Annotated in this window: 20 protein-coding genes and 1 pseudogene; 18 read left to right on the top strand and 3 right to left on the bottom strand. The window is 57.4% G+C overall.

The genetic code is table 11. The annotated features are described in order from the left end of the window. Positions 1-24: 24 nt before the first annotated feature. Entirely contained in the window at positions 25-1,197 is a 1,173-nt protein-coding gene (locus tag H7K52_RS04960) for a benzoate/H(+) symporter BenE family transporter (protein WP_039660287.1), read from the bottom strand. A gap of 121 nt (positions 1,198-1,318) precedes the next feature. Here H7K52_RS04960 and H7K52_RS04965 point away from each other — a divergent pair, with 121 nt between their 5' ends. The 3 genes from H7K52_RS04965 (at position 1,319) to H7K52_RS04975 (ending at position 2,944) form a co-directional block, all read left to right on the top strand. Then, entirely contained in the window at positions 1,319-1,876 is a 558-nt protein-coding gene (locus tag H7K52_RS04965) for a helix-turn-helix domain-containing protein (RefSeq protein WP_039660285.1), read from the top strand. A 66-nt stretch (positions 1,877-1,942) separates the two neighbouring features. Beyond that, positions 1,943-2,368 (top strand): MarR family winged helix-turn-helix transcriptional regulator, encoded by a 426-nt coding sequence (locus H7K52_RS04970; RefSeq protein WP_003853479.1) that lies wholly within the window; start codon positions 1,943-1,945, stop codon positions 2,366-2,368. Between the two features lie 15 nt (positions 2,369-2,383). Beyond that, a complete protein-coding gene (locus H7K52_RS04975) occupies positions 2,384-2,944 on the top strand; it encodes an isochorismatase family protein (protein WP_110411445.1) in 561 nt (186 codons plus the stop codon). 44 nt (positions 2,945-2,988) lie between these two features. Here H7K52_RS04975 and pqqU read toward each other — a convergent pair whose 3' ends face one another. Continuing rightward, complete coding sequence (gene pqqU, locus H7K52_RS04980; RefSeq protein WP_182629775.1) at positions 2,989-5,109, bottom strand: TonB-dependent receptor PqqU; 2,121 nt, start codon at positions 5,107-5,109, stop codon at positions 2,989-2,991. A gap of 193 nt (positions 5,110-5,302) precedes the next feature. Here pqqU and H7K52_RS04985 point away from each other — a divergent pair, with 193 nt between their 5' ends. Then, positions 5,303-6,163, top strand: a complete 861-nt coding sequence (locus H7K52_RS04985) for an NAD(P)-dependent oxidoreductase (RefSeq protein WP_078804381.1) — start codon at positions 5,303-5,305, stop codon at positions 6,161-6,163. Next, positions 6,160-6,939: an AraC family transcriptional regulator gene (locus tag H7K52_RS04990; RefSeq protein WP_033762954.1), complete on the top strand. Its 780-nt coding sequence runs from the start codon at positions 6,160-6,162 to the stop codon at positions 6,937-6,939. Before H7K52_RS04985 ends, H7K52_RS04990 begins: the two co-directional genes overlap by 4 nt. On the opposite strand, the pseudogene leuA reads toward H7K52_RS04990, so the two are convergent. Beyond that, positions 6,860-8,575: pseudogene (gene leuA, locus H7K52_RS04995) on the bottom strand (2-isopropylmalate synthase). The gene H7K52_RS04990 and the pseudogene leuA sit on opposite strands and share 80 nt — an antisense overlap. A gap of 167 nt (positions 8,576-8,742) precedes the next feature. On the opposite strand from leuA, the gene H7K52_RS05000 reads away from it, so the two are divergent. The 13 genes from H7K52_RS05000 (at position 8,743) to H7K52_RS05060 (ending at position 20,394) form a co-directional block, all read left to right on the top strand. Beyond that, entirely contained in the window at positions 8,743-9,759 is a 1,017-nt protein-coding gene (locus tag H7K52_RS05000; protein WP_105099285.1) for a dipeptidase, read from the top strand. 143 nt (positions 9,760-9,902) lie between these two features. Further along, complete coding sequence (pqqA, locus tag H7K52_RS05005; protein ID WP_010245082.1) at positions 9,903-9,974, top strand: pyrroloquinoline quinone precursor peptide PqqA; 72 nt, start codon at positions 9,903-9,905, stop codon at positions 9,972-9,974. 54 nt (positions 9,975-10,028) lie between these two features. Then, the gene (pqqB, locus tag H7K52_RS05010; RefSeq protein WP_039660279.1) at positions 10,029-10,946 is read left to right on the top strand and encodes a pyrroloquinoline quinone biosynthesis protein PqqB; all 918 of its coding nucleotides are present in this window, start codon (positions 10,029-10,031) and stop codon (positions 10,944-10,946) included. 3 nt (positions 10,947-10,949) lie between these two features. After that, on the top strand, positions 10,950-11,705 hold the full coding sequence (gene pqqC / locus H7K52_RS05015; RefSeq protein ID WP_003853494.1) for a pyrroloquinoline-quinone synthase PqqC: 756 nt from the start codon (positions 10,950-10,952) through the stop codon (positions 11,703-11,705). 3 nt (positions 11,706-11,708) lie between these two features. After that, positions 11,709-11,987, top strand: coding sequence for a pyrroloquinoline quinone biosynthesis peptide chaperone PqqD (gene pqqD / locus H7K52_RS05020; protein ID WP_003853497.1), 279 nt, complete (start codon positions 11,709-11,711; stop codon positions 11,985-11,987). Next, positions 11,950-13,116 (top strand): pyrroloquinoline quinone biosynthesis protein PqqE, encoded by a 1,167-nt coding sequence (pqqE, locus tag H7K52_RS05025; RefSeq protein ID WP_003853499.1) that lies wholly within the window; start codon positions 11,950-11,952, stop codon positions 13,114-13,116. The genes pqqD and pqqE overlap by 38 nt, the downstream gene beginning before the upstream one ends. Continuing rightward, the gene (gene pqqF, locus H7K52_RS05030; protein ID WP_182629776.1) at positions 13,116-15,392 is read left to right on the top strand and encodes a pyrroloquinoline quinone biosynthesis protein PqqF; all 2,277 of its coding nucleotides are present in this window, start codon (positions 13,116-13,118) and stop codon (positions 15,390-15,392) included. The genes pqqE and pqqF overlap by 1 nt, the downstream gene beginning before the upstream one ends. Positions 15,393-15,507: 115 nt before the next feature. Next, on the top strand, positions 15,508-16,092 hold the full coding sequence (locus tag H7K52_RS05035; RefSeq protein ID WP_003853502.1) for a YceI family protein: 585 nt from the start codon (positions 15,508-15,510) through the stop codon (positions 16,090-16,092). A 444-nt stretch (positions 16,093-16,536) separates the two neighbouring features. Then, entirely contained in the window at positions 16,537-17,517 is a 981-nt protein-coding gene (locus H7K52_RS05040; protein ID WP_008925154.1) for a 6-phosphofructokinase, read from the top strand. Positions 17,518-17,526: 9 nt separating this feature from the next. Beyond that, on the top strand, positions 17,527-17,841 hold the full coding sequence (locus H7K52_RS05045; protein WP_003853506.1) for a PTS sugar transporter subunit IIB: 315 nt from the start codon (positions 17,527-17,529) through the stop codon (positions 17,839-17,841). Next, positions 17,834-19,201: a PTS sugar transporter subunit IIC gene (locus H7K52_RS05050; RefSeq protein ID WP_008925155.1), complete on the top strand. Its 1,368-nt coding sequence runs from the start codon at positions 17,834-17,836 to the stop codon at positions 19,199-19,201. The genes H7K52_RS05045 and H7K52_RS05050 overlap by 8 nt, the downstream gene beginning before the upstream one ends. Beyond that, positions 19,188-20,030, top strand: coding sequence for a class II fructose-bisphosphate aldolase (locus tag H7K52_RS05055; RefSeq protein ID WP_003853511.1), 843 nt, complete (start codon positions 19,188-19,190; stop codon positions 20,028-20,030). Before H7K52_RS05050 ends, H7K52_RS05055 begins: the two co-directional genes overlap by 14 nt. Positions 20,031-20,124: 94 nt before the next feature. Further along, positions 20,125-20,394 carry a hypothetical protein gene (locus H7K52_RS05060; RefSeq protein ID WP_003853512.1) on the top strand — a complete coding sequence of 90 codons (270 nt, stop codon included), beginning with the start codon at positions 20,125-20,127 and terminating at the stop codon, positions 20,392-20,394. Positions 20,395-20,402: the final 8 nt, after the last annotated feature.

Consider the following 20,402-nt stretch of genomic DNA (forward strand, 5'->3'; position numbering starts at 1 on the left):
GATATTTCAGCGGGTATCACGTCATCAGACGGTTCTGCGCACCAGCACCAGGTGAGCGATGATGCCGCCTGCCAGTCCCCAAAATGCCGGACCAATACCCAGCAGCGAAACACCCGACGCCGTGATCAAAAAAGTCACTAACGCGCTGTCTCGTTCGGCAGGCACATCGAGTGCGCGATGCAGGCTGCCGCCCAGCGTTGCCAGGAGTGCCAGACCCGCCAGCGCCTCGATCAGCACCGCAGGCAGCGCACTGAACAGCACGGCAATGAGCGCACCGGACACGCCCGCCAGCAAATAAAATATGCCGGCCAGCACCGCCGCCCGCCAGCGCTGCTGAGGATTTTCGTCGACCTCATCGCTCATGCAGATCGCCGCCGTAATCGCCGCCACGCAGACCGAAAAGCCTCCAAACGGCGACAGCAGCAGGCCAGCCAATCCGGTCCAGCTCATCAGTGACGAGACCGGCGGTCGGTAGCCGTGCGCCTGTAATGTGGCGATGCCGGGGGCATTCTGCGAGGCCATCGTCACCAGGAAGTAGGGCACGCCCATCCCCAGCAGCGTGGCCAGGGTAAAGTGCGGCATCACCGGCTCCGGCAGAGCCAGCATAATCGACTGCTGCGGAAAGTGGATAGCGTGCTGCGCCAGCGCAATCACAACGCCCACCAGCAGCGTCACCAGAATGGCATAGCGGGTAAGCCAGCGACGCGCCAGCAGCCAGGCCAGGCACATGCTGCCGCACAGCACAAAATTGCTCTGTAAATCGGCAAAGGTCTGAAGTCCGAAGCGCAGCAGAATACCCGCCAGCATCGCCGCTGCCAGTGAAGCGGGAATGTGGTTCATCAGCCGGGCAAACAGACCCGTCACACCCGACACGACAATCAGCAGGTTGGCGAAAACAAAGACGCCAACCGCCTCATTCAGCGAAATGCCGTGGAAACTGGTCGCCAGCAGTGCGGCGCCCGGCGTGGACCAGGCGGCCAGCACCGGCATGCGATAACGCAATGACAGCCCTATTGAGACAATTCCCTGCGCGAGGCCCAGCACTGACAGCCAGCCCCCAATCTGTGCGGGCGAGGCACCTGCCGCCTGAAACATCTGATAGATGATTGCGCCGCTGCTGCTGTAGCCCACCAGCACAGCAACAAAACCCGAGACCAGCATCGGCAGGGTAAAACGGGACGATTCCGCTCTCGTCATGATCAGACTCTCAGTAAGGTTGTGCGTTATAGCGCACATAGTCGCATGATGCGCTATAACGCACAAGTGTTACACTATTACCCTGGTGTCATAGACCCGTGACCGGAATTCAGGAGAGAAAATGGCAGATTTTCAGCAACACCTGAGCGGCGCGCTCAGACAGTTGCGCCAGGCCAATGGCTGGAGCCTGACACTCACGGCGGAGCGAACCGGCGTCAGTAAAGCGATGCTGGGGCAGATTGAGCGAGGTGAATCGAGTCCCACTGTGGCGACACTATGGAAGATCGCCACCGGTTTTAACGTGCCTTTTTCCTTTTTTATCGACGGCAGCGCACTACCTCCCGGCACAGCGACAGGATTCAGTCAGACTAATGCCGAAATGTCCGTGCGCTCGCTGCTGCCTTACGATCCACACCTCCGATTTGATCTGCTGGCAGTGGAGCTGGCAGCGGGCGCGCAGAGTCATTCTTCGCCCCATGAAGCAGGCTGCGTGGAGCAGGTAGTGGTGATTGAAGGTGAACTGCTGCTGGGTGTCGGGGATGTCTGGCGGCGTCTGCTTACCGGTGAAGCCTTTCAGTTCAGGGCCGACGTGCCGCACAGCTACCGGAACCCGCTCAGCACACCGCTGCGCTTCCACAGCCTGATTCACTACCTGCAACGCCCGGACGTTACAAATTGATACCGCAGCAAACTACACAGTTTACCTTCCTATCTTTATACTTTCGCTTATCGATGGAGACGAGTAATGAGCGATCTGACTGAATCTGCTGCCATGCTGCGGATGCTGGTGGGCAAACTGGGCCGCCGGTTACGCGAGTCGGCACCGCCTGGCGAACTCACCTGGTCGCAGGTGGCGGTGTTGGGCCATCTGGTGCGCGACGGGGCAATGACGGTAACGCAACTGGCGGCTGCCGAGGGCGTACGTACTCAGTCAATGGGCACAACTGTCGCTGGGCTGGTGGCGGCAGAACTGGTGACCGGCGAGCCGGATCCCCACGATGGTCGTAAAACCCGCTATCGGCCCACCGAATCAAGCCTCGCGGTGATTAGCTCAAGTCGCGCGATGCGCGATGACTGGCTGGTCCGGACGCTGGATGCGCGGCTTAGCCCGGCAGAACAGCAGCAGCTGACCGACATTCTCCCTCTATTGCAACGACTTACTGACGATTAACCCCGAGGATTCAACATGGCTGTCACCACACTTGATGCAAAAACTGCGCTGATTGTTATCGACCTGCAACATGGCATTGTGGCGCTGCCGCTGGTTCACGAACCGCAGCCAGTGATCGAACGTTGTGCCGATCTGGCCGAAGCGTTTCGCGCACACGATCTGCCGGTCGTGCTGGTTAACGTGGCCGGTGGAGCGCCAGGCCGCAACGAGCAGGGGCGTCACAGCGGCGAATTCCCTGCCGACTGGGCGACGCTGGTTCCGGCGATGACCCCGCAGCAGAATGACCTCACCGTCACCAAAAAAACCTGGGGCGCTTTTCATGCCACGTCACTGCACGATGAGCTGCAACAGCGCGGCATCACTCAGGTGGTGATTTGCGGTATTGCGACCAGCATCGGCGTGGAATCGACCGCGCGTCAGGCGTATGAGCTGGGTTACAACGTCACGTTAGCCACGGATGCGATGACCGATCTGAACATGGATACCCACAACAACAGCGTAAAATTGATCTTCCCGCGTCTGGGTGAAACCGGCAGCTGTGAGGATATTAAGGCGCAGTTGAAAACACGCGGCTGATTAGCGAGTAGATCGGGGCCACCGCCAGGGTGGCCCGGATGCTTTTAGCGGAAGGCGTAACCCAGCGTTAAACCGACACTGTAGTTACGGCCAGGTGCTGACTCGAAGTAGCGACCATTACTCTCATTCACAATCACTGAACCCACATAGTGCCGGTCAAACAGGTTATCGACCCGGCCAAACAGATCCAGCGTCCAGTTCCCAACCAGCCACTTATAGCCACTGTTCACCGCCGCCACGGTGTAAGACGGGGTATTCACGTTGTTCTGATCTTCAGCGGCGATCTGGCTCAGATAGCGAACCTCACTGCCTGCGTAAAATCCCTGTTCCGGCAGATAGCCGAGTCCGGCATAGGCCATGTTGCGGGCGATGCCAGGGATGCGATTGCCGTCACAGCTGTCGCTGCCACAGGCGTTACTGCGGTAGCGCGCATCCAGCAGCGTATAGGCCATCTTCAGCCGCCAGTTCCAGGCGAACTGTTGATCCAGGCTTAACTCCAGACCGCGACGACGGGTCTGACCGGCATTTTTATAGGTCGTGCGGCCGCCGCTGCTGGCATCCGCCACAATCTCATCACGGGTGTCGGTCTGGAACAGCGCCGCGCTGACCAGGCCATTGCCGATGCGTTTTTTGCTGCCGATCTCCAGCGTGTCGCTGGTGGCCGGTTTCAGGCCCAGATTCAGGCCCGTCGCGTCATCTGAACGGTAAGACAGCTCATTAATGGTCGGAGTTTCAAAGCCGCGACCGGCAGAAACATAGGCATTCCAGCCCGGGTCAAAGGCATATTTCAGCGCCGCAGCGGGCAGCCATTTGTGATAGCGCGCCTCACCGCTGTCGTCACCGTTACCAGGCCGGATATAGAAGTCATTGGAGTCAAAGTTCACGGTGCTGAAGCGCACGCCGGCATCCAGCGACAGCTTATCGGTCAGCTGCCAGGCGGTCTGCAGATAAGGATCAAGCGTCCACATCAGATTGCGTTCATTGCGGCGCAGATTGCCCTGTTCACCCAACTGCGTCACGCCGTTGCTGACCGTGAAGTTCTCATAGCCCTTGCGGCGCTCGGTCATAGTTTCGTAGTCGAGGCCGCCGGTCACCGCCACCGGAATCGACAGCAGCGTGTCGCGATGGGTCCAGCGGGTATCGACGCCCTGATAGTGGCGGGTCAGGGCGATGACGCCACCCGGATGAGACGGAGTGCGCTGAACAGCGGCAGGAATTGACTGGAACTGCGTGGTTTCGCGCATCCCGGCATAGAGCATCACGCTGAGGTCGTCGTTTTCACTCATCTGGCGCTGATAACGCAGGCCACCCTGAGTCTGATCCACCGTTTTACGGGTGTTATAGAGCGAAACGTTACTCACCACCTGACGCGGATTGTCACGCCATTGCGCTTCGGTTAAACCGCCAGGATCCTGTGCATCAATGTGAACGCTGTTAAACAGCAGCGTCAGGGTACTGACATCATCGATCCGCACGCCCAGCCGGGCATTGCCGAGGTTCTTTTGCGCAGCACTGTGATCGCGATAGCCGTGAGTGGTAAAGCGTGAGGCGGAGACCGTGTAGTTCACATCCCCGGCGTGGCTGCCGTCACCGGTCGCACCACTGGCTTTGACGCTGTTGCGCCAGCTGCCATAACTGCCGTACCAGCTGCTGGCTTCAAGCGTGGTTGGCTGCTGTCCCTGCTGGGTCGTCACGTTGATCACGCCGCCCGAGGCATTGCCATACAGCGCAGAAAAGGGGCCGCGCAGCACTTCGACATGATCAATTGAGCCGATATCAATATTGGAGGTTTGTGCCTGCCCATCCGGCATGGTGGCCGGGATGCCATCCACGTAGATGCGCAGACCGCGCACGCCGTAGGTTGAACGGGAGCCGAAGCCACGCATCGACAGCTGCAGGTCCTGTGCGTAATTCTGCCTGTTCTGGATCTGCAGACCCGGCACGCTGCTGAGGTTTTCCGACAGATTAACGCGCGGTGCTGCCTGACGCATATCGTCGCCGCTGACCACACTCAGGGCGGCAGGCGTGTCGAGTTCGTTAAGGCCCGTTTCCGGCGGCGCGGCCGTTACGACCAGCGTATTTTGATTATCTGCCGCCAGCAGCGGCAGCGGCAAAATGGCAGGCAACATCAGCAGCGTCGCCTGACGCAGAGAGATTATTTTCATTATCAGAGGCCTAAAAAAGAAGCGTAAATGAATCAGGTGAAACAATCGCCGCGTATGGTAAGGGTTTGATGCGATGGGGTACACCGTTTCGGGCTGGATTTTTTTTCGGTTTACCGCCAGGCTGGAATTCAGCTTTTCCGTGATAAATCATCCGACAGGGTCGGATACAGACAGATAAACCAGGGGAGTCAACATGCAACAACCTGAAGTGGCGGTTCTGGGATTAGGCGCAATGGGGCACGCATTTGCCGCCAACCTGCTGAAAAAAGGCTTTCGCGTACACGGCTGGAACCGTACCCGCGCACGCGGTGAGGATCTGCTGGAGGCCGGTTTACAGCTGGCTGACTCGCCGGAAGAGGCGGTGCGTCAGGCGGATGTGGTGATTGCCATGCTCTCCGATGGCGACACCACCGAGCAGGTGCTGCATCAGGCGAAAGAGGCGTTTAAGCAGGGCGCGACGCTGTGCCAGATGGGTACCATTGGCATCGAGAAAACCGACGCGCTGATCGCCTTTTTCGCAGAAAAACGGCCCGATCTTTTACTGATCGACGCACCGGTCTCCGGCACCAAAGCGCCCGCAGAGAACGCACAGATTCTGGTGCTGGCCAGCGGCGATCAGAGCCGGGCGCAGGCGGCAGATGCGGTGTTTGCCGCCATCAGTAAAGGGACAAAGTGGCTGGGTGAGGCGGGCAAGAGCAGCCGCATGAAACTGGTCATCAACAGCTGGCTGATCGGCATGATGCAGAGCCTGGCGGAGAGTACCAAACTGGCCGGGCAGTTCGGCTTCTCCACCGACGATCTCTGGCAGGTGCTGGAGGGCGGTCCACTGGCTGCGCCTTATGCGAAAATGAAGCTTGGGATGATCGCCAGCGACGACTATACACCGCAGATGCATCTGATCTGGGCGCTCAAAGATGCCCGCCTGGCGCTGGATGCGGCAGAGACGCCATTACCGGCGCTGGAGAACATCGCGCAGCTCTGGCAGCAGGCGGTTGACGCCGGACACGGCGAAGAGGATCTGGCGGTCATCTACCGCTACCTGAAGGCGCAATGAGTCAGCAGCATTTTGACTTCAGTACGCGCCCGCTGGTGCCGCTGGCGCACGACTACCTGCACGGGGCCAGCGAACCCTGGCATCATCACGCCTGCGCCCAGCTGATCCATACTTTAAGCGGCGTGGTGCGGGTCGAGACAGAGTTTGGCAGCTGGGTTGTGCCGCCGAGTCGCGGCGTCTGGCTCCCGGCTTTTACCCGCCATGCGCTGCAGATTACCGGCAGCGTGGCGGCACGTACCCTGTTTATCGACCCACTGGCGCGCGCCGATCTGCCCGCCAGTTGTCAGGTGGTACAGATCTCGCCGCTGCTGCGTGAGTTAATCGTCACGGCCCTCAGCCTGCCGGAGCACTACAGCGCCGGGAGCCGGGCTGAGCGGGTGATGGAGTTAATTCTGGATGAGATTCGCGGCATGGATGTGCTGCCTTTTGCACTGCCGACACCCAACAGCCCCCGTTTACAGGCGCTGTGCGAGCAGATCAAGCAGACACCCGGTGAAAACTGGACGCTGCTGCGCGCCAGCGCCCACCTTAACGTTTCGGGCCGCACCCTGGCCCGTCATTTCATGCGCGAAACTGGCCTGCAGTTCAGTGACTGGGTGCGGCGCGCCCGTCTGGCCATCGCCCTGACGCGACTGGCGCAGGGCGACTCCGTGCTGCGGGTGGCACTGGAGCTGGGCTATGAAAGCCCCAGTGCGTTTAGTGCGATGTTTCGTCGTCTGCTGGGCGTTGCGCCCACGGACTATTTTCCCCCTCTAGAAACTGGCCTGCCGCGCTGAGCAGCGCCTGCAATGCGGCACGGGCCGTGTCGTTATCAATACTCACTCCCCAGGCCCGCACACCACGGACATCCACACAGCTGATATAGGCCACCGAGCGGCTGTCACTGCGCCGTCCCAGCGTGTGCTCGTGATAGTCCTCAATGGTCAGATGCAAATCAAACGCGCTGCGCAGGGCATTCACCGCCGCAGAAAGCCAGCCATTGCCGCTGCCGGTCAGTGTCAGTGAGCGGTCCTGAACCACTACGCTGGCGCTGATCTGCGTCTGCCCGCCGCTGTCACTCTGGCTGTCCGCCCGCTGTAACGCCACCATGGGCCGTGTGACACCATACTGATGGCAGAAGAGCTGCCACAGCGCGTAGTGCGTCATCTCGCCACCGTGCCGGTCTGTCTCATGCTGAACACAGCGGCTGAAATCCTGCTGCAGCGAACGTGGCATTTGTAATCCATGATTCTGCTCCAGCAGCCAGGCAGCACCGCTTTTTCCCGACTGGCTGTTCACACGGATCACCGCCTCATAGCTGCAGCCAATGTCGGCTGGATCCAGCGGCAGGTAGGGCATCTGCCACACTTTCTCCTGCCGTTCGGCGCGGATGGCGAAGCCTTTTTTTATTGCATCCTGATGAGAACCCGAGAAGGCAGTAAAGACCAGTTCACCCGCATAGGGATGACGGGGATGAACCGGCAACTGGTTGCAGCGTGTCACCACCTCAATCACCTCATGCATCTGGCTGAAATTGAGCTGCGGCGAAATGCCCTGGGTATAGAGATTCAGCGCCAGCGTCACCAGGTCCACATTGCCAGTACGCTCACCGTTACCAAACAGACAGCCCTCGACCCGGTCAGCGCCCGCCAGCAGGGCCAGTTCGGCACAGGCTATGCCGGTGCCGCGATCGTTGTGCGGATGCACGCTGATACAGACGGCGTCACGACGGCTGAAGTGACGGCAGAAAAATTCAATCTGATCGGCATAGACATTGGGTGTGTTCACCTCCACCGTGGCGGGCAGATTAATAATCATCGGCCGCTGCGCGTCAGGCTGCCAGACATCGGCTACCGCCTCGCAAATCTCCAGCACAAACTCCGGCTCGGTAAAGCAGAAGGTCTCAGGCGAATATTCAAAGGTCCAGTCAGTCCCGGGTTGCGCCTCGCATTCCGCGCGGATCTGGCGTGCGCCCGCGGTGGCCAGCTCTACGATTTCCGCTTTGCTCTGTTTAAATACCCGCTCACGAAACAGCGGCGCGGTAGCATTGTAGAGATGTACGATGGCACGCGGAACACCCTGTAATGACGCAAACGTGCGGGTAATCAGATCCTCGCGTGCCTGAGTCAGCACCTGTAACGTCACATCCGCCGGGATGCGTTGCTGCTCAATCAGGTCGCGCACAAAATCGAAATCCGTTTGTGACGCCGAGGGAAAGGCGACCTCAATTTCGCGGAACCCGCAGCGCAGCAGCAGATCCCAGAATGCCATCTTCCGCTCCCGATCCATCGGTTCTGCCAGCGCCTGATTGCCGTCACGCAAATCGGTGGAGAGCCAGCGCGGGGCCTGGGTGAGCTGGCGTGAAGGTCACTGGCGATCGGGCAGAGACACGACCGGAGAGGCACGATATTTATCAGCAGGTTGGGTCAGCATAGTATTCTCCTTGTGTTTTTTTACCAGTCTGACGACAAGCCCTGCAAACCGCGCGCGCAACGCTGACAACCTGATGTGCAAAAGTGACAACACCCTCCGTGCGCTCTGGTTTGATGAATCCGCCTGGTGGGGTTAGCATGGTCGCCTGTTTAACTGGGTGGACGCTTATGCTGATTTTTGACGGTCACAACGATCTGTTGCTTAACCTCTGGCTGCATCATCGTGATGCGCCCGCGCAGGCGTTTTATCAGGGTATTGAGCGGGGGCATCTCGACTTTCCGCGCATTCAGCAGGGCGGAATGGGTGGCGGGCTGTTTGCGATCTTTGTGCCGCCGCAGGAATATATCGCCCGCACCGTTCCGGTTCGGGCCGATGAGCCGTATCGCCCGCTGGAGATCATGTGGCAACAGCTTGAGATCCTGCAGCAGCTGGCCGATGCGTCAGGCGGGCGGGCGCGACTCTGCCGCAGCAGTGAAGATATTATTGCCTGTCGCGCCGACGGTGTACTGGCGATGGTGGCTCACATTGAAGGTGCTGATGCGCTGGACGAGGAGGGCGAACAGCTGCACGCCTTCTGGCAGGCGGGGGTGCGCAGCATCGGGCCATTCTGGAATCTGCGCAGTCGCTTTGGTGAAGGCGTCAGCGGCAGTTTTCCCGGCTCGCCCGACACCGGACCGGGCCTGACCGCTGCCGGCGAAAGGTTGATTCAGCAGGCGGGTGAACTGAAGATGATGATCGACGTGTCGCACATGAACATGAAGACGTTCCAGGAAACCGCCCGGCTTTCCACTGCGCCGCTGGTCGCCAGCCACTCCAACGCGCACGCCCTCTGTCCGCAACCGCGCAATTTGACCGATGACCAGCTGCTGGCGATCCGCGACAGCGGCGGTCTGGTCGGCATTAATTTTGGCAATGCGTTTTTGCGCGCCGACGGTAAACGCGACGCTGACACGCCATTAACAGAAATTGTTAAGCATTGTGATCACCTCCTGAAGATAATGGGCAGCGACCATGTGGCGTTTGGCTCCGATTTCGACGGAATTACCCCGCCAGCAGCGCTGGGCGATGTCAGCGGAATGCCGCGATTGCTCGCTGCTTTTCAGGAAGCAGGCTATGATCAGACACTGACTGAGAAACTGGCATGGGGAAACTGGCAGCGGGTTTTACAACTGACCGGGCTGTGATAACAATTTCCTTACGTTCCGGACTTGATCCCGACGCGCCATTGGCGCAACATCTGCCTGGAAATTGTGACGGCCGTCTCATTCATTGCCGGTCACGCTGATTTCAGACAGCTTTTTTACTGTTAACCAAGAGGAAGTAACTCATGTGGAAAAAACCAACTTTCGTTGATATGCGTCTCGGTCTGGAAGTCACTCTGTACATCTCCAACCGTTAATCGTTCTGCCCGCCCTCTGAGCGGGCATTTTTTTTCAACTTCTGGTTTTCCTCTATGTTTATCAAAATCCTCGGTTCAGCCGCGGGTGGCGGATTTCCGCAGTGGAACTGTAACTGCGCCAACTGCCACGGCGTGCGTAATGGCACGATTCAGGCCCAGGCACGCACGCAATCGTCAATTATCCTGAGCGATAACGGCGAAGACTGGGTGCTATGCAACGCTTCACCCGATATCAGCCAGCAGATCCTGCATACGCCAGAACTGACCCGCCAGGGCGTGCTGCGCGGCACGGCGATTGGGGGGATTATCCTCACCGACAGCCAGATCGATCACACCACCGGGCTACTGAGCCTGCGTGAAGGCTGCCCGCATCAGGTGTGGTGTACGCCGGAAGTGCATGCTGACCTCAGCACCGGCTTCCCGATCTTTCCGATGCTCACCCACTGGAATGGCGGCTTACAGCACCGGCCGATTGCGCCACTGACGCCGTTCAGCGTCGATGTCTGCACAGATCTGAAGTTCACGGCGATTCCCATTATCAGCAATGCACCGCCTTACTCGCCCTTCCGCGACAGGCCGCTTGCCGGCCACAACGTGGCGCTGTTTATTGAAAACCGGGCGAATGGCCAGACGCTGCTCTACGCACCCGGTCTGGGCGAGCCCGATGCGGTGATATTGCCGTGGCTGCAAAAAGCGGATTGCCTGCTGATTGATGGCACCGTCTGGCAGGATGATGAGCTGCTGGCTACCGGCGTGGGTCACAACACCGGCAAGGCGATGGGCCATCTGGCGCTGGCGGAAGAGCAGGGACTGATGGCGTTGCTGGCGTCTCTGCCGGCCAGACGCAAAATTCTGATCCACATTAACAACACCAATCCGATCCTTAACGAGCAGTCACCGCAGCGTCAGTTTCTGACGGGGCAGGGAATAGAGGTGAGCTGGGACGGGATGGCGATCCATCTTCAGGGCTAAATCATGCAGATCACTGACACGCTGTCACCACAGGCTTTTGAACAGGCCCTGCGCGACAAAGGCGCTTACTACCATATCCATCACCCGTATCACATTGCGATGCATAACGGTCAGGCCACGCGCGAGCAGATTCAGGGCTGGGTGGCAAACCGCTTCTATTACCAGACCACCATTCCGCTAAAAGATGCGGCGATCATGGCTAACTGTCCCGATCCGGCGACCCGCCGCAAATGGGTTCAGCGCATCCTTGACCACGACGGCAGCAATGGCGAAGAGGGCGGCATTGAGGCCTGGCTGCGGCTGGGCGAGGCGGTCGGTCTGACGCGCGAAGAACTCTTGTCAGAGCAGCATGTGCTGCCGGGCGTGCGTTTTGCGGTGGATGCTTACATTAACTTCGCCCGCCGCGCCAACTGGCAGGAGGCGGCCTGCAGCTCGCTCACCGAACTGTTCGCTCCGCAGATCCACCAGTCACGGCTTGAGAGCTGGCCGCAGCACTATCCATGGATCAAAGAAGAGGGCTATTTCTACTTCCGCAGCCGCCTGGGTCAGGCGAACCGCGATGTGGAGCATGGTCTGGCGCTGGCGCTGGAGTACTTCACTACCGCTGAAACGCAGAACCGGATGCTGGAAATTTTGCAGTTTAAGCTCGATATTTTATGGAGCATGCTGGACGCCATGACCATGGCTTACGAGCTGAAACGTCCGCCTTATCACACCGTCACAGACAAGGCGGCGTGGCACACCACCCGACTGGTATAACAGATGAATGAAAACTCGATTGCCGCGTTTCGTCGCGGCTACCGTATGCAGTGGGAAGCTGCTCAGGATACGCACGTGGTGCTTTATCCTGAAGGCATGGCAAAGCTGAACGAAACCGCCGCCGCCATTCTTGAGCTGGTGGATGGCAAACAGAATATCGCCGCGATTATCGCGACCCTGGATAACCGTTTTCCGGAAGCGGGCGGCGTGGGTCCGGACGTCTTAGAATTCCTGCAGTCAGCCTATGAACAGAAGTGGATACAGTTCCGTGACCCCGCATAAACCTGGTGTGAATCCGCCGCTCTGGCTGCTGGCAGAGCTGACCTATCGCTGTCCGCTGCAGTGTCCCTACTGCTCTAACCCGCTGGATTTCGCCCAGCAGGAGAAGGAGCTGACGACTGAGCAGTGGATCGAAGTCTTTCGTCAGGCGCGCGCGATGGGCAGCGTTCAGCTCGGATTTTCCGGCGGCGAGCCGCTGGTGCGAAAAGATCTGCCTGAGCTGATCAAGGCGGCGCGCGACCTTGGCTTCTATACCAACCTGATCACCTCCGGCATTGGCCTGACCGAGAAGAAGCTGGATGCGTTCAGCGAAGCGGGTCTGGATCATATCCAGATCAGCTTCCAGGCGAGTGACGAAACCCTGAATGCGGCGCTGGCGGGATCGAAAAAAGCGTTTCAGCAGAAGCTGGAGATGGCGAAAGCGGTGAAAGCCCACGGCTATCCGATGGTGCTGAACTTCGTGCTGCATCGTCATAACATCGATCAGATCGATAAAATCATTGACCTCTGTATTGAGCTGGAGGCAGATGACGTTGAACTGGCGACCTGTCAGTTCTACGGCTGGGCGCAGCTTAACCGTGAAGGTCTGCTGCCGACACGTGAGCAGATCGCCCGTGCGGAAGCCGTGGTGAAAACCTACCGTGAGCGGATGAGCACCACCGGCAATCTGACCAACCTGCTGTTTGTGACGCCAGACTACTACGAAGAGCGACCCAAGCCCTGCATGGGTGGCTGGGGCGCTATCTTCCTCAGCGTGACGCCAGAGGGCACGGCGCTGCCGTGTCACAGTGCGCGCCAGCTGCCGGTGGAATTTCCCTCTGTACTGACGCAAAGCCTGGACGATATCTGGTATAACTCGTTTGGCTTTAACCGTTATCGCGGTTTCGACTGGATGCCGGAGCCGTGCCGCTCCTGTGATGAGAAAGAGAAAGATTTTGGCGGCTGTCGCTGTCAGGCTTTCATGCTGACCGGCAATGCCGACAACACCGATCCGGTCTGCAGCAAATCGCCGCATCACGGCAAAATCCTTGAAGCCCGGCGTGAGGCGGATTGCAGCGACATTAAAATTGGTCAGCTGCAGTTCCGTAACCGCAGCAACTCGCAACTGATCTACAAAACACGGAACCTCTGATGAAAACGCGCGGCCTGGTGATAAACGGTCTGATGATTGAACTGGTGCATCAGGCAGATGCCAGCCAGGCCGCTGCCCTGATTCAGGTGGGTGCAGGGAGCCACGATGAGCCAGAACGCTGGCCCGGACTGGCGCATCTGCTGGAGCATCTGCTGTTCACCGGCAGCAGCGGCTGGCCTGATGAGGGCCGGCTGATGAGCTGGATTCAGACCCAGGGCGGGAAGGTCAACGCCACCACGCTGGCCCGGCGCAGCGCGTTTTTCTTTGAGGTGACGCCGTCGTTGCTGGCTGACGGGCTGGCCCGACTTCAGGATATGCTCGTCTCTCCGCTGCTGGATAATCAGGCCATCGCGCAGGAAGTGGCGGTGATTGACGCCGAGTATCAGCTGTTGCAGCGCCATGAGCCATCCCGCATCGAAGCGGCACTGCTGCATTCCGCGCAATCACCTGCGGAATTTCAGCGCTTCCATATCGGCAGCCGGGCGAGCTTTGGCGACGAGATGTCTGCGCTGCAACGGGCGCTGCGTCAGTTCCATCAGCGTTACTATTTCGCCAGTAATATGCGGCTCTGGCTTCAGGGACCGCAGTCACTGGATGAACTGGAGCAGCTGGCACGTCAGTTTGCCAGCGCGCTGCCTGCTGGTCAGTGGCAACAGGATCTGCCACCGCCGCAGCTGAACAGCCAGACCTGCTGGCGACTGGCGGATAGCGCCTCGCCAGCGTTATGGCGCACCTGGCTGATTGAAAGTAGTGACGGTGTCACTTTGTGGCGTGAATTTTTGCTGGATGAGGCACCCGGATCGCTGCTGGCAACGCTGCGCGAGCAGGGGCTGGCGGAAACGCTGGAGCTGAAGTGGATCTATCAGGCAGGCGGTGCGCTCTGGCTGGCGCTGGGTGTCGAAACTGAGATGCCAGAAACCGTGAATGCGCTGATTGATAGCTACCTGCAGGCACTGAGCCAGATCGGTGAGGCACAGCATCAGCACTATCATGAGCTTAGTCAGCAACGATTTGTGACGTTGTCACTTATGGAGCAACTCCGTCAGCGCGCCGTTGGCTTTGCGCCTGATGAAACGCTGCCTGTACTGCTACTGTTGCTGGAGAGGCTTAACAGCGCGCCGGGCACCCTGCTCTGCTGTACGCCGCAACCGCCATCAGAAAACCTCATCACACAGGGTTACAGTCTGGCACTGACCCACTGGCAGCCAGCACCACCTGACGCGCTGCCCGCGGTGAATTTCACATTCTATCCGCTTAATGTCGCCATTACGCCTGATCCCCTGCCCGAAGAGTCGGTGGCGTTACCGCATTATCAGTCAGATAACCCGAACCCCGTGCTGATTCTGCGACCCGAGTTTTACTCAACGTTTACCGCCGAGGTGGGCGAAGCGCTGGGGCGGCGGTTGCGTCCGCTGTTTGCTGCGCTGCGTCACCAGGGCGGTAACGGCTGCTGGCAGGAAGTAGAGGGCGTATGGCAGCTCACGCTTCAGCTGACGACAGATGAGGCGGTCACTGATCAGGCGCTGAGCCAGATTGTCTGTGCACTGTCGCTGCCGGTTGAGGCAAACCTGCCGTCACCTGTCGAAAGCATCGCAATCCGCGCGCTGCAGCAGCAGCTGCCTTATCAGCTGGCAGCGACCTTTGCGCCGGATTGCTGGCGGGCGGCGCTTAAAGGCGGCAACGCGGCGCTGCATTCGCTGATTGCCCGGCGGCTGAGCGCGCTGTCGCTGCCGGTTAACCCTGACACGCCACCAAAACGCATGACCACACAAACGGGCATGACGCGTCTGCTGCACGCCAGTACGGACAACGCGCTGTTGCTGTTTATTCCACTGCACCGTCCTGAACAGCTTGCGGCATTACGTGCGCTGGCGCTGATCTACGAGCCGCGTTTCTTCCAGCGCTATCGGGTTGAACAACCTATAGGGTATGTCGTTAACAGCCGCTATATGCGCTGTGCCGATGAAGATGGCGTAGTGTTTGCGCTGCAGTCGCCCGATTACAGCGCGCTGTCACTGTTGCGCTACTGCCGCAACTTCCTGCGTTCCCTTAACGAGACGCTGGCAGAGTGTGACCTGGTGGCACTGAAAACGCGTCTGCTGAGCCGGGAAGTGGCGCAGCCACTGGCGCAGTTACGCCGTGAAAATGGTCTGGCAGAACCGGATGCGGCGCAGATAGAGGCGCTGACCCTTACCGATCTGCAACAGCTGCACCGCACACTGATTCAGGATCGCCGCCGCTGGCGCGTGCTGTTTACCGGGGGAGAAAATGTATAGCGCCCGATATAAAGTTGCTGAATTTATTTGAAAATTACGGACAAATCTCTTCACTGTCTATTTCGGGCTAACTGAACCACACTCAGTTCACTTTTGTCCGGATAAGGAATTGACTGTGAAGAACTTCAAACGTATCGCACTGCCCCTGTTAGCCGCTGCTACCCTTTACGCCCCGTTATCTCAGGCTGAGGCGATGCACTACCAGCTGAATCCTGAGCATACGTCTGTCATTGTGGCCTGGAACCATTTTGGCTTCTCAAATCCTACCGCGGATATTCCGGATGCAACCGGTACGCTGGTGTTTGATAAAGATCATCCGGAAGCATCACGCGTTGACGTAACCCTGCCAGTCAGCAAAATCGACAGCCATGTTGCGGCGCTGACCAAAGAGTTCAAAGGCGCTGAGTATTTCGACACGGCCAAATACCCAACTGCGACCTTCCACAGCACCAAAGTGGTTGCAAAGGGCGACAACAAATTTGACGTTGAAGGTAACCTGACCCTGAAAGGGATCACTAAGCCTGTTACGCTGCACGCCACGCTGAACAAGCAGGGCGAGCATCCGATGGTGAAGAAGCAGGCGATTGGTTTTGATGCCACCGGCACCATCAAGCGTTCTGACTTCAGGCTGGACAAATATGTCCCGGCGGTAAGCGACGACGTCACCCTGACGCTGTCTACCGAAGCTTACGCGAAATAAGTGTGTGGGGCGCAGCAGCTCGCTGCGCCCCTGATTCATTTTTCTTCCTTTCCTGCATCTCCTGAAATATTCCCTTTTTTACGTGCACTGAATAATCCAGCCCTCCCGATAAAAACTATTTTAATCGCCTGAACCGGGCCAGAACCGGGAAAAATGAGGTGAAAGTCACAAATTCGCAATGCCATTTTTATGCCCGATCATTCGTTATTCTGTTGGCCAAATCAAAAACCTGTTCGGCAACCTAAGCTGATGATTTGTATTGATTCGTCCGTGAAGTAATAAGTTGGAATAGAGTGACTCAGCTCACAAATAAAGGCCTTAAGCTACTGCTGTCAACACGCCTGCCCGAAAAATACCGCGCGTAACTGTGATCTCCTCTGCAAATAGCAACGCCGTGAACCGGAAGAATGGCCCTCAGCAGAGTAAGCCAGCGGGGTGAGGGAAATGCGCATTGGAATGGTGATCAGTGGCGGGGATGTCACCGGAATAAATAACTTTGTCTTCCAGATAGGGCGTCTCGCGCAGGCTGAGATGGTGATATTTGACGGCGGCATTCCCGGCCTTCTGGCAAATAACCATCGTGATATCAGCCAGCGCGATCTGCTCGACTTTGCCATCGCCCCGATTCCGGTGATGCAGTCCGGAAGGACGGAAAAGAAACTGGTGCGCAGCGAATATGATTTAATTGCGCGCCAGCTGAAAAGCGCACGTATTGACGTATTAATCATGGCGGGTGGTGACGGATCGCTGCAGTTTCTCCACATCCTGTCGGAGTCTGGCGTTAATTGTTTCGGCGTCGGTATGACCATCGATAATGATGTCTTCGGCAGTGATTACACGCTGGGATTTTCTACCGCCTGCGAGCAGGTATTAAAAGAGGTCGCAAAGCTGCGTAATACCGGCCGCGCCTTACCGGGCCGGGTTTTTATGCTGGAGTTACTCGGCGGCTATTGCGGCGAATTAACGCTGCAATCGGCGATTAAATCCAATGCGGATATCGCCCTGATTCCGGAGTGCCAGATTCCTTTGCCACAACTGGCACAGCGCATCACCGGACGGCTGGCCGAACAGAACAGCGTGGTCATCCTCTGTTCAGAAGGCTACACCCGTGAATATTCGCCCGGTTTTCAGGGGGCGATCGACACCTTGATCAAACAGCTTGAGCCGCTTATTGGCGTACGCATCCGTAAAACTATTCTCGGTTACGGACTGCGCAATGGTGATCCCACCTGCGAAGAAATTTATCAGGGCACCATTATGGCCAGTGAAGTGGTGCGTTGTATTCAGTCAGGCATGCGGAATAAAGCGGTCATTATTAATGGCAGCAATAAACCGATCCCGATTGATTTAATAAGCATGCAAAAACGCCTGGTCGATATTGACGGGCACCATTACAAACTCGCTAAACAACTCAATATAGTGTGAGGAAAAACCATGCTGAAAATATTATGTGTCTGTGGTTGTGGATTAGGCTCCAGTTTTGCGATTGAGATGAGCGCAAAAGCAGTATTAAAAAAACTGGAAATTGAGGCTGATATCGATCACACCACCATTTCAGAAGCGAATGCATTTAAGTCAGATATGATCCTGACGCAAAAAGCCTTTGCCGATGTATTAAATGCCGACGCCAGTCCGGAGCAGATTAAACGGGTCATTATTCTTAACCGGCTCACCGATAAAGTGGAAATAGAGCAGAAGATCCTGGCCTTTTTAAAAGAACGTAACGAGAAGGTCGCTGCCCATGAATAGTGTGATCGACTTTCTGGTAAAAGATCTGCTGGGGCAGGCCTCAATTCTGATCGCGTTTATTGCGCTGATTGGTCTGCTGCTGCAGAAGAAATCAGCAGGCAAGGTGGTGGAAGGCACCTTTAAAACCCTGCTCGGCTTTTTAATTATGATGGCGGGTATCAATATTATTGTGGGGACGCTGACGTTCCTCAATACCATTTTTACCCACGGTTTTGGCATGCGCGGTTATATCACCGATGTAGCCGCTATCGCCGGACTGGCTAACCGTGAGCTGGGATCTGAAGTGGCGCTGACGCTGCTGGTGATCTTTATCGTCAATATCATCATCGCGCGGCTGACACCCTTTAAGTATATCTTCCTGACGGGCCAGGCCCTGCTGTGGATGGCGACGATTGGCGCTGTCATCGGCTACAAAGCGGGGCTGACTGGCCTGCCGCTGATCCTGACCGGCGGCATCTTCGGCGGGATCATGGCGGTCGTGATGCCCGCGCTGGCACAGCCGGTGGTGCGGCGTATCACCGACTCCGACGATGTGGCGCTGGGTCACTTCTGCACCATTGGCTATCTGGTCACGGCGGCGGTCGCCAAGGTGGTGGGCAAAGGATCGCGCTCCACCGAAGACCTGAAGCTGCCCGATAACTTTAAGTTTCTGCAGGATACCTATCTGTCGATGGCGCTGGTGATGGTGCCGATGTACCTGATCCCCGCCGTGGCGGCCGGTCCGGCATTCATTGCCCAGTACAGCAACGGCATGAACTACCTGATGTACGCCTTTATGCAGTCGATTCAGTTCGTGGCCGGGGTCTTTGTGCTCTACAGCGGTGTCCGCCTGCTGCTCAACGAGCTGGTGCCTGCTTTCCGGGGCATCGCCATGCGCGTGGTACCCGATGCCAAACCGGCGCTGGACTGCCCGGTGATGTTTCCTTACGCCCCGAACGCGGTGATTGTCGGCTTCCTCGCCACCACGCTCGGCTCCATCGTTGGCATGCTCGTCTTCCCGATGTTTGGACTGGCGATGATCCTGCCGGGACTGCTGACCAACTTCTTTGCCGGGGGCACCGCTGGGGTCTTTGGTAATGCCATGGGCGGACGACGCGGCGCGATGATCGGCGGCTTCGTCCACGGACTCTTTATCACCATTCTGCCCGCCATCCTGGTGCCAATGCTGGAGAGCTACGGCTTCACCGGCGTGACCTTCAGTGACTCGGACGTCATCAGTACCGGCCTGGTACTCGGCCACGCCTTCCAGAATAACTGGCTGTTTGTTGCCCTGTTTATTGCTTTTGTTACCGCGCTTGCCTGGTTTGTTAACGGCAAATCCACCAAACCTCAAGAGGAAAAAATCCATGAAACTTTATAATTTCGCCGACCTGTTAAAGCTGGCTAAACAGCGTGACTTTAAAGCGGTGGGTTCTTTTAATCTTCACTGCCTGGAAATGTTGCCCGCTTATTTTAAAGCGGCAGAGAAGACCAACAGTCCCTTAATGATTCAGATCTCCACCGGCACGGCGAAATATCTCGGTCATAAGTTGCTGGTCGATGCCATTAAATCGCTGTCGGAGAGTATGAATGTGCCGACCTGTTTGCATCTCGATCACTGTTCCGATTTAGCGGCGATTCAGACGGCGATAGATGCCGGATTCAGTTCCGTGATGTATGACGGGTCACATCTGCCGATTGAAGAGAATATTGCCAATACCCGCCGGGTGATTGATATGGCGCGTCCGCATAATGTTTCAGTTGAAGCGGAACTGGGTGCGATTGGCGGTTCGGAAGATGGTAAATGTGTGGAGATGGAGGCGATCGCGTTTACGCCGGTGGAAGATGCACGCCGTTTCGTTGAAGAGACCGGCGTTGATATGCTGGCAATCTCAATCGGCACCGTACATGGCCTTTACACCGGGAAGGCGCATATTCAGCATCAGCGCCTGGCGGATATTACGGCGGCAACCCACACGCCACTGGTGCTGCACGGTGGCACCGGCGTCAGCGATGAAGATATGCGACTGGCGGTAAGCAGCGGGATTGAGAAGGTCAATGTCGGCACCGAAATGAATGTGCAGTGGGTGGCGCAGTGCAAATCGACCTTTGAGAAAGGCAAGGTCAATGACAGCGTGCGTAATTTCCTGGTGCCCGCCAATGATGCAGTGACCAATGTGCTGGTAGAGAAGATGCAGTTATTCCGTTAATTACCCGCGTCGCCATCACCGAATTATTGCGTTAAACGTTTTTATCATCACTATTAATCTGAGACACCCCGGCATATAGGGGGCAGGAGAGCCTATGTTTGGATTCTTAAAAAAGTCTCCGGCTGCGGAACAACCCAGCGAGCAGCAGCAGGATCATCTGGCGGAAGTCAGTCGCGAGAAAATAACGCAACTGGAGCAGCAGCTCGCAATTAACCCGCGTGATGGCGAAACGCAAAAACAATTAATGCTGGAATATAACCGGGCATTAAGTTTATTTGCGAAAAGCCGTCGCTATCGTAATGAAATTGATGCGCTGTTTGTCAAAATCGATGAATTACGCAATGTGGTTCGCCAGTCGATTTAAGGAGAGCT

Source organism: Pantoea hericii, from assembly GCF_014155795.1.
Lineage (GTDB): Bacteria > Pseudomonadota > Gammaproteobacteria > Enterobacterales > Enterobacteriaceae > Pantoea > Pantoea eucalypti.

Excerpts from the sequence above, each read along its gene's own strand:
- H7K52_RS04960 (WP_039660287.1), bottom strand. The coding sequence starts at position 1,197 with ATGACGAGAGCGGAATCGTCCCGTTTTACCCTGCCGATGCTGGTCTCG.
- H7K52_RS04965 (WP_039660285.1), top strand. The coding sequence starts at position 1,319 with ATGGCAGATTTTCAGCAACACCTGAGCGGCGCGCTCAGACAGTTGCGC.
- H7K52_RS04985 (WP_078804381.1), top strand. The coding sequence starts at position 5,303 with ATGCAACAACCTGAAGTGGCGGTTCTGGGATTAGGCGCAATGGGGCAC.
- pqqC (WP_003853494.1), top strand. The coding sequence starts at position 10,950 with ATGCAGATCACTGACACGCTGTCACCACAGGCTTTTGAACAGGCCCTG.
- H7K52_RS05055 (WP_003853511.1), top strand. The coding sequence starts at position 19,188 with ATGAAACTTTATAATTTCGCCGACCTGTTAAAGCTGGCTAAACAGCGT.
- H7K52_RS05040 (WP_008925154.1), top strand. The coding sequence starts at position 16,537 with ATGCGCATTGGAATGGTGATCAGTGGCGGGGATGTCACCGGAATAAAT.
- pqqD (WP_003853497.1), top strand. The coding sequence starts at position 11,709 with ATGAATGAAAACTCGATTGCCGCGTTTCGTCGCGGCTACCGTATGCAG.
- H7K52_RS05000 (WP_105099285.1), top strand. The coding sequence starts at position 8,743 with ATGCTGATTTTTGACGGTCACAACGATCTGTTGCTTAACCTCTGGCTG.
- pqqU (WP_182629775.1), bottom strand. The coding sequence starts at position 5,109 with ATGAAAATAATCTCTCTGCGTCAGGCGACGCTGCTGATGTTGCCTGCC.
- pqqF (WP_182629776.1), top strand. The coding sequence starts at position 13,116 with ATGAAAACGCGCGGCCTGGTGATAAACGGTCTGATGATTGAACTGGTG.
- H7K52_RS04970 (WP_003853479.1), top strand. The coding sequence starts at position 1,943 with ATGAGCGATCTGACTGAATCTGCTGCCATGCTGCGGATGCTGGTGGGC.
- pqqB (WP_039660279.1), top strand. The coding sequence starts at position 10,029 with ATGTTTATCAAAATCCTCGGTTCAGCCGCGGGTGGCGGATTTCCGCAG.
- H7K52_RS04990 (WP_033762954.1), top strand. The coding sequence starts at position 6,160 with ATGAGTCAGCAGCATTTTGACTTCAGTACGCGCCCGCTGGTGCCGCTG.
- H7K52_RS05060 (WP_003853512.1), top strand. The coding sequence starts at position 20,125 with ATGTTTGGATTCTTAAAAAAGTCTCCGGCTGCGGAACAACCCAGCGAG.
- H7K52_RS04975 (WP_110411445.1), top strand. The coding sequence starts at position 2,384 with ATGGCTGTCACCACACTTGATGCAAAAACTGCGCTGATTGTTATCGAC.
- pqqE (WP_003853499.1), top strand. The coding sequence starts at position 11,950 with ATGAACAGAAGTGGATACAGTTCCGTGACCCCGCATAAACCTGGTGTG.
- H7K52_RS05045 (WP_003853506.1), top strand. The coding sequence starts at position 17,527 with ATGCTGAAAATATTATGTGTCTGTGGTTGTGGATTAGGCTCCAGTTTT.
- H7K52_RS05050 (WP_008925155.1), top strand. The coding sequence starts at position 17,834 with ATGAATAGTGTGATCGACTTTCTGGTAAAAGATCTGCTGGGGCAGGCC.